The 12,489-nt window shown below is 70.1% G+C and carries 12 protein-coding genes; 5 read left to right on the plus strand and 7 right to left on the minus strand.

From position 1 onward, the window contains the following. Nucleotides 1-25: 25 nt before the first annotated feature. Both OG285_RS16665 and OG285_RS16670 read right to left on the minus strand, forming a co-directional pair. Nucleotides 26-223, minus strand: coding sequence for a DUF397 domain-containing protein (locus OG285_RS16665; protein ID WP_356826708.1), 198 nt, complete (start codon nt 221-223; stop codon nt 26-28). A gap of 3 nt (nt 224-226) precedes the next feature. Continuing rightward, nucleotides 227-1,108: a helix-turn-helix transcriptional regulator gene (locus OG285_RS16670; protein ID WP_356826709.1), complete on the minus strand. Its 882-nt coding sequence runs from the start codon at nt 1,106-1,108 to the stop codon at nt 227-229. 223 nt (nt 1,109-1,331) lie between these two features. Between OG285_RS16670 and OG285_RS16675 the strand changes: the two genes are divergently transcribed. After that, nucleotides 1,332-1,739, plus strand: a complete 408-nt coding sequence (locus OG285_RS16675; RefSeq protein ID WP_371791413.1) for an ATP-binding protein — start codon at nt 1,332-1,334, stop codon at nt 1,737-1,739. Between the two features lie 48 nt (nt 1,740-1,787). On the opposite strand, the gene OG285_RS16680 is transcribed toward OG285_RS16675, so the two are convergent. The 4 genes from OG285_RS16680 to pdhA all read right to left on the minus strand — a co-directional run bounded on the left by OG285_RS16680 (nt 1,788) and on the right by pdhA (nt 6,017). Then, nucleotides 1,788-2,309 carry an SRPBCC family protein gene (locus tag OG285_RS16680; RefSeq protein ID WP_371791414.1) on the minus strand — a complete coding sequence of 174 codons (522 nt, stop codon included), beginning with the start codon at nt 2,307-2,309 and terminating at the stop codon, nt 1,788-1,790. 110 nt (nt 2,310-2,419) lie between these two features. Beyond that, nucleotides 2,420-3,859, minus strand: a complete 1,440-nt coding sequence (locus tag OG285_RS16685) for a dihydrolipoamide acetyltransferase family protein (protein WP_371791415.1) — start codon at nt 3,857-3,859, stop codon at nt 2,420-2,422. A 14-nt stretch (nt 3,860-3,873) separates the two neighbouring features. Beyond that, complete coding sequence (locus OG285_RS16690) at nt 3,874-4,854, minus strand: alpha-ketoacid dehydrogenase subunit beta (protein ID WP_371791416.1); 981 nt, start codon at nt 4,852-4,854, stop codon at nt 3,874-3,876. A gap of 2 nt (nt 4,855-4,856) precedes the next feature. Then, nucleotides 4,857-6,017, minus strand: a complete 1,161-nt coding sequence (pdhA, locus tag OG285_RS16695) for a pyruvate dehydrogenase (acetyl-transferring) E1 component subunit alpha (RefSeq protein ID WP_356826714.1) — start codon at nt 6,015-6,017, stop codon at nt 4,857-4,859. A 326-nt stretch (nt 6,018-6,343) separates the two neighbouring features. On the opposite strand from pdhA, the gene OG285_RS16700 reads away from it, so the two are divergent. From OG285_RS16700 to OG285_RS16710, 3 genes are all read left to right on the plus strand, one after another. Further along, the gene (locus OG285_RS16700; RefSeq protein WP_356826715.1) at nt 6,344-7,015 is read left to right on the plus strand and encodes a response regulator transcription factor; all 672 of its coding nucleotides are present in this window, start codon (nt 6,344-6,346) and stop codon (nt 7,013-7,015) included. 184 nt (nt 7,016-7,199) lie between these two features. After that, the gene (locus OG285_RS16705; protein WP_371791417.1) at nt 7,200-7,616 is read left to right on the plus strand and encodes a pyridoxamine 5'-phosphate oxidase family protein; all 417 of its coding nucleotides are present in this window, start codon (nt 7,200-7,202) and stop codon (nt 7,614-7,616) included. A 15-nt stretch (nt 7,617-7,631) separates the two neighbouring features. Beyond that, nucleotides 7,632-8,636 (plus strand): phosphotransferase, encoded by a 1,005-nt coding sequence (locus tag OG285_RS16710; protein ID WP_356826717.1) that lies wholly within the window; start codon nt 7,632-7,634, stop codon nt 8,634-8,636. 51 nt (nt 8,637-8,687) lie between these two features. On the opposite strand, the gene OG285_RS16715 is transcribed toward OG285_RS16710, so the two are convergent. Further along, complete coding sequence (locus OG285_RS16715) at nt 8,688-10,367, minus strand: protein kinase (RefSeq protein WP_371791418.1); 1,680 nt, start codon at nt 10,365-10,367, stop codon at nt 8,688-8,690. A gap of 446 nt (nt 10,368-10,813) precedes the next feature. Between OG285_RS16715 and OG285_RS16720 the strand changes: the two genes are divergently transcribed. Next, complete coding sequence (locus tag OG285_RS16720) at nt 10,814-12,481, plus strand: protein kinase (RefSeq protein ID WP_371791419.1); 1,668 nt, start codon at nt 10,814-10,816, stop codon at nt 12,479-12,481. Nucleotides 12,482-12,489 lie beyond the last annotated feature (8 nt).

Consider the following 12,489-nt stretch of genomic DNA (forward strand, 5'->3'; position numbering starts at 1 on the left):
GCGCCGGCAGGTCAGGGAGGTTCTTTCAGTACCGTCGTCCCGATCCGGTCAGGCCGGACCTGAAGGCGTCCCAGGCGGCGGAGTTGAGCAGAATGACGGGCCCCGCCGTGTCCTTCGAGTCCCGCACGGCCACCGTGCCGGGCACGTTCACAGCGACCTCCACGCACTCCTGTCCTGCATTGCCCCCGCTGAAGCTGGACTTGGCGAACTCGAACGGGGTCACGCGCTACAGCTCCTTGAGGATGCTCTCTACCAGCCTGATCGAATTGCGCTGAGCAAGGCCCAACCGAGTAATTCGCTCGAACAGTTGGCCGTGATGCGCGGAATCAGTATCGCCCTCCAACCACAGCGTGGTCGACGTGGTATCCATGTGCACCACGTCGAGCGCCCCCGGTTCGGCGAACGAAACGATCGTGAACGCGCTGGTCATCCCCGGATGAGCACCGGCGAGGTAAGGCACCACCTGCAACTTCACGTGGGGCTGCCGTGTCATTTCCAGCAAATGACCGAGCTGTTCGCGCATTACCTCCCGGCCTCCGACAAGTTGCCGCAGACAGCCCTCACCGACGACGGCCCACAGCTCCAGTGGATGTTCTCCCACCAGCCGCGCCTTGCGCGCCATGCGGGACTCGACGAACGGGTCGATCTCGTCGAGGTCGGACCACGAACCGTTGCCCACTGCCAGGGCGCGGGCGTAGTCGGCGGTCTGGAGCAGGCCCGGGATGACAGCAAGCTGCCAGGTGCGCACAAGGGTCGCGATGTCTTCCAGCGCCACGTACTCGCCCATCGCCTGGAGCTGCGGGTACTGGTTCCACCACCCATGCGCCTTGCGCCTCTCCCGGTCCGCCCTGGCAAGGGCCAGCAGCCGGTTGACGGCCTCAGGGTCATCATTGCCGTACAGATGGCACAACGCCCGGACGTCCGGATCGCGAACCGGCACAAGTCCGCGCTCTATCTTTGCGACCTTGGCGACGGACGCCGTCAGCGCTTCAGCCGCGTGCGACTGGCGAAGGTCCCTCACCTCACGCATACGTAGCAGCTCGCTCCCCAGGCGCCGCCCGAGGACGGTGGAGACCGTCCTGCCCCGGTCCGGACTCGTACCGGCCATGTGCCGTCCCTTCCCCGCAATTCGCTTCAGTCTGCTGTCGTCCCAGGCGCAACACAACAAGGGCAGAGAATTTTCTGTCCGAATAACTTGCTGCCCAGCGATTCACACCGCTACGGTCAGTACGCAACCGCTCGCACAGCGGCGCCAGTTGGCGGAAGTGCACCGCTCCGGCCTGCCCGGCGCGGTACTGCCACCGCCGCACTCGCACGAGGAGGCACGTGTCATGGCCGTACGGCACGACAAGGTCAACTACCCCCCGTACCCGCGCAGCGTGCCCCTGGCCCGCAGACGTGTCGCCTCGCTCGTCGCCGAGTGGGGGCACCCCGAACTCGCGGGCGACGCCGCACTCGTGGCGGGGGAGCTGTGCGGCAACGCCGTGCTGCACGGATGTCTGCGGGACCGGCTGTTCCGGGTCGAGGTCAGCCTGGACGGCAGGGCCGTACGGATCACGGTGACCGACCCGCGCGGGGAGCGGCTGCCCGTGCCGCGCAAGGCCGATCCGGACGACCAGTTCGGGCGCGGGCTGCTCATCGTGGACACGGTCGCGGCCCGCTGGGACGTACAGACCCTGACCGTGGGCAAAGCCGTCTGGGCCGAACTCGACGTGGCCCCCGCCCTCGTACGGACATAGCGCGGCCCCGGACGCACACCGTGTCCGGGGCCCGTTCCGTACGAACGCTCAGGCCGTCGCGCCCTCCGCGTCGGCCTTCACGCCCGCCAGTGTCGTCTCGATGCCGGTACGCAGCAGGGCCAGCCGCCCGTCGATGATCTGCTCCTCCCGGTCCGGGTGCTGGGCGATGAACGCCTGGAGCGGGCCTTCGGCGTTGCCGAGCCGCATGCCGTGCTGGAGGCGGGTGCGGGTGCCGTCCGCGAGCGGCTCCAGGGTGTATGTCCAGGTGGCCAGGGGGTTTCCGCTGCTCCGCTCCTTGTCGTAGACGACCTCCCACCGGAAGGTGCGGTGCTGGTCCAGCTCCGCGATCCGGCTGACGGTGCTCCACTCGCCCAGACCGTCATTGCGGTTGTGCCCGGCGAAGCACGCGCCGACGACCGGCCCCTCGGCTCCGTCGAGCCACTCCACTGACTGGAGTTCAGGGCTGTAACGGGCGGAGGTGGTGATGTCCGAGACCAGCTCCCACACCCGATCCGGTGCCACGGCGATCTCTATCGCACACTCCACATGGGGACCGTCGGCAAGACGCATCGCTCAACCTCTCTCAACTGGGTTGCCCGTCAGCGTAGTCGGGGCGGTCAGCGAACGGCCCCCGGACGCACATCGCGTCCAGGGGCCGTTCAGGCGGCAGTGCCCGGCTGCTACGCCCAGGTGATCAGCCGCTTCGGCTGCTCCAGGATCGCCGCGACATCCGCGAGCACCTTCGAGCCGAGTTCGCCGTCGACCAGGCGGTGATCGAAGGAGAGCGCCAGCGTGGTGACCTGGCGGGGCTTCACCTTGCCCTTGTGGACCCACGGCTGGAGCTTGATCGCGCCGACCGCGAGGATCGCGGACTCGCCCGGGTTGAGGATCGGCGTACCGGTGTCGATGCCGAAGACGCCGACGTTGGTGATGGTCACCGTCCCGCCCTGCATCGCCGCCGGGGACGTCTTGCCCTCACGGGCCGTGGTGACCAGTTCGCCCAGCGCACGGGCCAGTTCGGGCAGCGTCCTGGCGTGCGCGTCCTTGATGTTCGGGACGAGCAGACCGCGCGGGGTGGCCGCGGCGATGCCCAGGTTGACGTAGTGCTTCTGCACGATCTCCTGGTTGGCCTCGTCCCAGGCGGAGTTGACCTCCGGGTTCCGCTTGATCGCGACCAGCAGGGCCTTGGCGATCAGGAGCAGCGGGTTGGCCCGCAGCCCTTCGAACTCCTTGTCCGTCTTCAGCTCGGCGACGAGCTTCATGGTGCGGGTGACGTCCACCGTGACGAACTCGGTGACGTGCGGCGCCGTGAAGGCGCTGCCGACCATCGCCTGCGCGGTGGCCTTCCGTACGCCCTTGACGGGGATACGGGTCTCCCGCGCGTCCGGCGCGATGACGGGCACGGCCTCGGCGGCCGGCTCCCCCGCGGCCGCCGTGGGCTCCTGCGGGGCCGGGGCCACGGCCGCGTGGACGTCCTCGCGGGTGATGATCCCGTCCGGGCCCGACGGCGTGACCGCGGTCAGGTCGATACCGAGGTCCCTGGCGAGCTTGCGGACCGGCGGCTTGGCGAGCGGACGGGCCACGGTGTGGCCGTTGACCGGCGCGGCGGCCGGCGGCGCGGTGGGCGGCGCGTAGTACGTGCCCTCCGGCGCGGCATCCGGCTCCGGCGCCGCGCTCTTGCGCGCCCGGCGCTTGGTCGACGCCTCGGAGACCCCGTACCCGACCAGCACCGGCTGGCGGGCGGCGGGCTTCGCCTCCTGCGCGGAACCCTGAGCGGTCTCCTGCCCGGACTCCCGCGTCGACTCCTGCTCGGCGGGCTGCTCGATCTGCTGCGGGGCGGCGGCCTGTTCCGGCTCGGAACCCGGCGCTCCGCCGATCGTGATGATCACCTGGCCGACGTCGACCGTGGTGCCCTCCGGGAAGCGCAGCTCACGCACCACACCGTCGAACGGGATGGGCAGCTCGACGGCGGCCTTCGCGGTCTCGACCTCGCACACCACCTGGCCGTCGGTGACGGTGTCGCCGGGGGCGACGTACCACTTGAGGATCTCCGCCTCGGTGAGCCCCTCGCCCACGTCGGGCATCTTGAACTCTCGGACCGGGGTCGCGATATCAGTCATGGTCACGGCGCTCCTCAGTACGCAAGCGAGCGGTCGACGGCGTCGAGCACCCGGTCCAGGCCCGGCAGGTACTCGTCCTCCAGGCGCGCCGGCGGGTACGGCACGTGGTATCCGCCGACCCGCAGCACCGGCGCCTCCAGGTGGTAGAAGCTCCGCTCGGTGATCCGGGCGGCGATCTCCGCGCCCGTGCCGAGGAAGACCGGCGCCTCGTGCACCACGACCAGCCTGCGCGTCTTCTCCACCGAGGCCTGCACGCTGTCGAAGTCGATCGGGGACATCGACCGCAGGTCCACGACCTCCACGGACTTGCCCTCCTCGGCCGCCGCTGCCGCCGCCTCCAGGCAGACCTTCACCATCGGGCCGTACGCGGCGAGCGTCAGGTCGGAGCCCTCACGGGCCACCTTCGCCTTGTGCAGCGGGTGCGGGATCGCGTCGGTGTCGACGTCGCCCTTGTCCCAGTACCGCCGCTTCGGCTCGAAGAAGATCACGGGGTCGTCGCTCTGGATGGCCTGCTGCATCATCCAGTACGCGTCGGACGCGTTGGACGGCGATACGACCTTCAGCCCCGCCACGTGGGCGAAGAGCGCCTCGGGGGACTCGCTGTGGTGCTCGACCGCGCCGATGCCGCCGCCGTACGGGATCCGGACGACGACCGGCAGCTTGATCTTGCCGAGCGAGCGCGCGAACATCTTCGCCAGCTGCGTGACGATCTGGTCGTACGCCGGGAAGACGAAGCCGTCGAACTGGATCTCCACGACCGGCCGGTAGCCGCGCAGGGCCAGTCCGATCGCGGTGCCGACGATGCCGGACTCGGCGAGCGGGGTGTCGATGACCCGGCCCTCGCCGAAGTCCTTGTGCAGCCCGTCGGTGATGCGGAAGACGCCGCCGAGCTTGCCGACGTCCTCACCCATGATGAGGACCTTGGGGTCGGTGTCGAGCGCCTTGCGCAGCGACTCGTTGAGCGCCTTCGCGATGGTCATGCTTTTCGCGGCCATGATCAGTTGCCCTCCTCGGCGGAGTCCGCGAAGGACGCCTGGTAGGCGGCGAACTGCGCGCGCTCCTCGTCGACGAGCGCGTGGCCGTCGGCATGGGTGTTCTCGAACATGGCCATCGAGTCCGGATCGGGCATCGCGCGTACGACCTCCCGCACCCGCTTGCCGAGCGCCTCGCTCTCGCTCTCCAGCCCGGTGAAGAACGCCTCGTCGGCGAACTTCTGCTTCTCCAGGTACGTCTTCAGCCGCTGGATCGGGTCCTTGGCCTCCCACGCCTGCCGCTCGTCGTCCGTGCGGTACTTCGTGGGGTCGTCGGACGTGGTGTGGGCGCCCATCCGGTAGGTGTACGCCTCGACCAGCGTGGGGCCCTCGCCCCGGCGGGCCCGCTCCAGGGCCGACTTGGTGACGGCCAGACAGGCGAGTACGTCGTTGCCGTCGACCCGGACGCCCGGGAAGCCGAAGCCCTGGGCGCGCTGGTAGAGCGGCACCCGCATCTGCTTCTCGGTGGGCTCGGAGATCGCCCACTGGTTGTTCTGGCAGAAGAAGACCACCGGGGCGTTGTAGACCGCCGAGAAGGTGAACGCCTCGGCCACGTCGCCCTGGCTGGACGCGCCGTCGCCGAAGTAGGCGACGACCGCGGAGTCCGCGCCGTCCTTGACGATGCCCATCGCGTAACCGGTCGCGTGCAGCGTCTGCGAGCCGATGACGATGGTGTACAGGTGGAAGTTGTTGCTGTTGGGGTCCCAGCCGCCGTGGTTCACGCCGCGGAACATGCCCAGCAGATTGGTCGGGTCGACGCCGCGGCACCAGGCCACGCCGTGCTCCCGGTAGGTCGGGAAGACGTAGTCGTCGTCCCGCAGGGCCCGGCCCGATCCGATCTGGGCGGCCTCCTGGCCGAGCAGCGAGGCCCACAGGCCCAGCTCGCCCTGGCGCTGGAGTGCGGTGGCCTCCGCGTCGAAACGGCGGGTCAGGACCATGTCCCGGTACAGACCGCGCAGCTCTTCGGGCGTGAGATCCACTTCGTACTCGGGGTGCTCGATGCGCTCGCCCTCGGGCGTCAGCAGCTGTACGAGCTGGGGCTCGGACGCCTGCGGCGTCTTTGCGGCGCCGGCTCGCTTGCTGCTGCGTCGCGGCTTGCGCGTCGCGGCAGTGCTCTCCACGGTCACGTGCGTGCTCCTCCGTCGGTCCGGCCCCCGGGGTTGCCGGTAAGGCCAGTGCGGCTCGCCCGAATCCGGGTCCCCCGCACGGGGTGGGTGCGACGAACCGGGAACAGGCGTGACAGGTGCCCCGGCGAGCACCCTCTCAAAGGCACGTTACCCAGTGCTTCGCAGAACTGCGAAACCCCATTTGACCTGCGATTTTGCTTGGATTTCCAAGTAAATCGAGAAATGGGCGAACAATCACTGGTCACAGCCTTGCAGGCCGCCGGAACAGGGGCACGTTATACCGGGCACCCCGGGCACGGGAAGAGTTCGTATGGGAAACTGATTCCGTGCCCGAAGATGGAAAAATCAGCGTTTTTCTCCTTGACGACCATGAAGTAGTACGGCGCGGAGTTCATGAGCTTCTGGCCATGGAGGACGACATCGAGATCGTCGGTGAGGCGGGTACCGCCGCCGACGCCCTCGCCAGGATCCCGGCCACCCGGCCCGATGTCGCGGTCCTGGACGTCCGGCTGCCGGACGGCAGCGGGGTCGAGGTCTGCCGGGAGATCCGTTCGGCCGACGAGAACATCAAATGCCTCATGCTCACCTCGTTCTCCGACGACGAGGCGCTCTTCGACGCGATCATGGCGGGCGCCTCCGGCTATGTGCTGAAGGCGATCCGCGGCAGCGAGCTGCTGTCGGCCGTACGGGATGTCGCGGCCGGAAAGTCGCTGCTCGACCCGGTGGCCACGGCACGCGTCCTGGAGCGGCTGCGCGACGGTGGCACCAGCAAACGTGATGCCCGCCTGGCGAGTCTCACCGATCAGGAACGGAAGATTCTCGACCTGATCGGCGAGGGCCTGACCAACCGCGTCATCGGTGAACGACTGCATCTCGCCGAAAAGACGATCAAGAATTACGTCTCCAGCCTGCTCGCCAAACTGGGCATGGAGAGGCGCTCGCAGGCGGCCGCGTACGTGGCCCGGATCCAGGCCGGACAGGACCGGGGCGAGAGCTGACCGGGCGCCCCCGCGTCCGCCCGGAGTCGCACCCGGGCGGTCGCACCGGGGCGGACATTGCCCGGCCCGGAATGGTTTGAAATCCAGCTGAATGGCTTGTTCGGCCTTATTCGGGACCTACGTCCTCAATCATGGGGCAGCTGTCCCCTTACCGGCACGGTGCCCGGGGCGGACAGTGGAAGCCATGCCCATCGAGGAACAGCGCGCCATCGCCCTGCTCAGCCGAGTGTCGTACGGGCGAGTCGCCGCCAGCATGCGCGCGCTCCCCTTCCTGGCCATCGCCCGGCACATCGTCTCGGACGGATGCGTGATTCTGCGGATGCACGCGGGCCATGGGCACCACGAGGCCTGCGCGGGCAGCGTCGTCGCCTACGCGGCCGACAATCTGGCCTCCGAGGACGCACATCTGTGGTCGGTCCAGTTCACCGGCACCGCCGAGCTGACCGTCCCGGCCCCCGAGGAGCTGGCACAGTTCGAGACGGCCCCGGACGAGGTGAACGGCGAACCGTACGACGCGGTCTATCTCCGCATCAGGCCGCAGTTCGCCACGCTGGACCGGATGGAGTACACCGCTCCCGAAACAGCCGCCGCCTCCCGGTGATCTAACATCTGGCGAGTGCCGCGCTCATATGCAACACCGCCTGTAGGGGAGCTGCTGCGCCGCTATCGGTCCACCGGTGATGCGCTCTCCTGCGAGCCCGTCGCCCAGGGGCTGCTCAACCGCGGCTACCGGCTCGCCACCACCCGTGGCGACTACTTCCTCAAGCACCACCTCGACGGCGACCCGGCCGCGATCAGCCGCCAGCACCGCGCCACCCAGCGCCTCCAGGCGCTCGGGGTCCCCGTCGCGCCGCCGCTGGCCGACACCGACGGCGACACCGTCGCCGTGATCGGCGGCCGCTGCTACGCGCTGCACCCCTGGATCGACGGGCGCCACCGGGAAGGCGCCCAGCTCAGCACGGCGTGCTCCCGGCGGCTCGGCGCACTCCTCGGGCTGGTCCACACGGGTCTGGAACGGGTGATGGAGGCCGAGTCGGCGCCGCCCGAGCACGAGAGCGCCGACCCCGCCGACACCTTCGCGGTCATCGAGGAACTGCTCGGCAGGCTGGCCTGCCGGCAGTCCGGCCGCGACGCCTTCGACGAACTCGCCGAACACCGGCTGCGCGAGCGCCGCCGCCTCCTGGAACGCCATGCGCACCGGCGCCCGCCGGCGGGCGCCGCGGGCGGCTGGGTGCACGGCGACTTCCACCCGCTCAACCTGCTCTACCGGGGCGCCGAACCGGCCGCGATCATCGACTGGGACCGGCTGGGTGTGAAGCCGCGCGCCGAGGAGGCGGTCAGAGCGGCGGTGATCTTCTTCGTGCAGCCCACCGGCGAGCTGGAGCTGGCGAAGGTACGGGCCTACGCCCGCGCGTACCGGCGGGCCGCGTCGGCGGCGCCCGCCGAACTCGCCGCCGCCGTCCACCGGGTGTGGTGGGAGCGGCTCAACGACTTCTGGACGCTGCGCTGGCGCTACCAGCTGCACGACCGCAGGGCCGACCCGCTGTTCCCGGCGGCATCGGCCCTGGTGGTGTGGTGGACCCGCGAGTACGAGGCGGTCTGCGAGGCCTTCTCGGGGTGAATTTCCGGGAGGAAGTCCCGGTGGTGATTCCGCCTCCCGGCCGTCAGGCCGTCAGCCCCCGGTCGCGCCCGCCGCCGCGTCGCCCGCGGTCGTGCCCGCCGCGGTGCCCGCCGTGCTCGACCCGTCCGTGGTGGCGCCGCCGGCGGGGCCGCCGCCCGCCGTCGTCGAACCGTCCGTCGTCCCGCCGTTGTCCTGGTTGCCGCCGTTCGTCTTGCCTCCGGTGGACGAGGAACCGCCGTCCGACGACGTACCGCCGCTGTCACTGCCGCCGTTCGTCTTGCCGCCCGTGGACGAGGAACCGCCGTCCGACGACGTACCGCCGGAGGTGGACGGGGTCGGCGGGGGCGTCGAGGGCGGGTGGTTGGTCGGGCTGTCCGACGGGGTGTACGAGGGCCGGTTCGTGTACTGGCCGCCGCTGGACGTGCCGGGGTCGGTGCTGGTGTCCGGCGACGAGTCGTCCGTCGGGGTGTCGCTCGGCTTGTCGGTCTTGGAGTGGCTGGTCGACGGCGACTTGTCGGAGGTCGTCCCGCCCGATCCGCTGCCACTGTTCAGACCACCGTTCGCGAAGACGATGCCCGCGCCGATGGCGACCACCGCGAGCACGGCGACCACCCAGATCCAGCCGCGGCCGCCCCGGCTCCTGCCCCTGCCCTCGCCGTCGTACGAACCGTCGTCCGGGTTCATCGGCGGCAGGATCGGGCCCTGCGAGGTGTCACCGTGCTGCGGGTGGCTGAACGCCGTGGTGGCCGCCGTGCCCATCGCCGGGGTGGAGCCGCCCTCGTGCATCGTGACCGGGCCGGTGTTCCACGTACCCGTGTGGCCGCCCTGCTGCTGAAGCATCTGGAGCGAGTACGCGACCAGCGCCCGCATCTCCTCGGCGCTCTGGAACCGGTCGTCCGGGTCCTTCGCGAGGGAGCGCATCACGAGCCCGTCGAGCTCCGGAGGCACCGCTTCCGACACCTGCGACGGCGGGATCGGCATGTCCTGGACGTGCTGGTAGACCACGGAGAGCGGGGTCTCCCCGGTGAACGGGGGCCGCATGGCGAGCAGTTCGTACAGCAGGCAGCCGGTCGCGTACAGGTCGGAACGGTGGTCGACGGCCTTGCCGAGGGCCTGTTCAGGGGAGAGGTACTGGGGCGTCCCCATGACCATGCCGGTCTGGGTCATCGTCGACTGCGCGCCGTGCAGGGCACGGGCGATGCCGAAGTCCATCACCTTGACCGCGCCGCCGTCCGTGATGATCACGTTGGCGGGCTTGATGTCCCGGTGCACGATGCCGTGCTGGTGCGAGTAGGCGAGCGCCTCCAGCACACCGGAGACGATGATCAGCGCCTGCTCGGGCGGCGGGGCCTCGGCGTTGATCAGCAGATCGCGGATGGTGCGGCCCTCGACCAGCTCCATCACGATGTACGGGACGGTGTTGCCGCCCCAGTAGTCCTCGCCGGAGTCGTACACGGCGACCACGGCGTGGTGGTTGAGGCCCGCGACCGACTGTGCCTCGCGGGTGAACCGGGCCTTGGAGACCGGGTCCTCGGCGAGGTCGGACCTGAGCAGCTTCACGGCGACGGTGCGGCCGAGCCGCACGTCCTCGGCGGCGAACACCTCGGCCATGCCGCCGCGGCCGAGACGGTGGGTCAGCCGGTAACGGCCGTCGCCGACGAGTCCGCCGACGCCCCACGACTCCGGCACGTCCGACACCCCGCCGCCGCCTGCCTCGGATTCGGGTGCCATCAGTCCTCGCCGTCGTGTCGGTCCGCGTCAGCGGTGGTACGCGGGTGGTGCTCGGTGGGCTCGGTGGTCCTCGCGGCCCAGTGCCACGCCACGCTACAGGCTCCAGGAGAGGGCCCGGTCCGGCAATGACCGGCTATCAAACCCGGAATCGCGTCACCCATGCAAATCCTGCGTCCTTCCTGTAACGCTTGCGAGACGCTTGGTACGCGTACGGTCACGGAACGGGCCCCCGGCTTGACGTGTCGGTGCCCTCGGGCAGACTTTCCCCCGTAGGCCGGGGCCCGTGGGCCGGGGCCCGCAGGCAGTCCACGGCTGAGCAGTCCGCAGCTGAGAGGTCATGGAGCTCGGGTCCGCACGGACCGGTACGCACGAGCGCCGACCAGTACCGCGAGCACCACATCAGTAAGCAGAGCGCCATATCAGTGCGCCACAGGGGGAGCCACGCCATGAGCCAGGACGGCGCGCAGGGCCGCTATGCGGGAGATTCGGTTGCCGGAGGGCGCTATCAGCTCCGTGACCTGCTCGGCGAAGGCGGTATGGCGTCGGTGTACCTGGCGTACGACCAGGCGCTGGACCGGCAGGTCGCCATCAAGACGCTCCACACGGAACTGGGGCGCGAGCAGTCGTTCCGCGAGCGGTTCCGGCGTGAGGCGCAGGCGGTCGCCAAGCTGTCGCACACCAACATCGTCTCGGTCTTCGACACCGGCGAGGACACCCTCGGCGACGCGCTGATGCCGTACATCGTCATGGAGTACGTGGAGGGGCAGCCGCTCGGCTCCGTGCTCCAGGCGGACATCGCCCAGTACGGCGCGATGCCGGCCGACAAGGCGCTGAAGATCACCGCCGATGTGCTGGCCGCGCTGGACACCAGCCACGAGATGGGCCTGGTCCACCGCGACATCAAGCCCGGCAACGTGATGATGACCAAGCGCAACGTCGTGAAGGTCATGGACTTCGGCATCGCCCGCGCCATGCAGTCGGGCGTCACGTCGATGACACAGACCGGCATGGTCGTGGGCACTCCGCAGTACCTCTCGCCCGAGCAGGCGCTCGGCCGCGGGGTGGACGCGCGCTCCGACCTCTACTCGGTCGGCATCATGCTGTTCCAGCTGTTGACGGGCCGGCTGCCGTTCGACGCGGACTCGCCGCTGGCCATCGCGTACGCGCATGTACAGGAGGAGCCGGTCGCGCCCTCCTCGATCAACCGCTCCGTCACCCCGGCCGTCGACGCGCTGGTCGCCCGCGCGCTGAAGAAGAACCCGAACGAGCGGTTCCCGTCGGCCGAGTCCATGCGCGACGAGTGCCTGCGGGTCATGACGTCGGGCCACACCGGCGCCGCCCCGATGGTGGTCGGCGGCGCTCCCGCACCGAACAGCGGCTCGGGCGTCGGGTCGGCGGTCTTCCCGCCGGTGGACTCCTCGCTGCCGCAGAGCGGCCAGGTCCAGACGCCCTACCAGCCGGGCCCGTACGGCACACCGGCACAGGCGCCTTCGTACGGCTACCCGCAGCAGGGCGGCTACCAGACCCCGCCGCCGCAGAACGGCTACCAGACGCCCGCCGCGCAGCCGTACGCCTCGCAGCAGTACGGGGTGCAGACCCCGCCGTCGTACGGTGTCCCGCCCGCAGCGCCGTCCTCCCCGGCCCGGCAGGGCGGACCCGGCGGCGGCCGGCGGAACATGCCGCTGATCGCGGGGGCGGCCGTGGTGGCACTGCTGGCGATCGGCGGGGTGATCGCGGCGATGAACATGGGCGGCCCGGACGACAAGACCGGTGCGGACAGCAGGGCGGGCAGCAGGACGGACTCCGCCGGACCCGCGAAGGCCGGCCACAAGGGGCCCGAGCGGGACCGGACGATGGACGCCTCGGACTGCTCGGACGCGCAGCCGGGCACCACGGACCCGGACAAGATCGAGCTGCCGGACTTCACCTACAAGGACATCCGGTCGGTGAAGGCGTGCGCCCAGGCGGCAGGCTGGCACATCACGACGAAGAAGGAGCCCAGCGGGCAGTGGGGCCAGGACGTGGTGCTCGACCAGTACCCGCTGGCGAACACGGACGTGAGCCCCAAGGACCTCACCATCACGCTGGGGATCTCGACGGGCGACGCGAGCTGATGTCCCGC

The organism is Streptomyces sp. NBC_01471 (assembly GCF_041438865.1).
Taxonomy (GTDB): Bacteria; Actinomycetota; Actinomycetes; order Streptomycetales; family Streptomycetaceae; genus Streptomyces.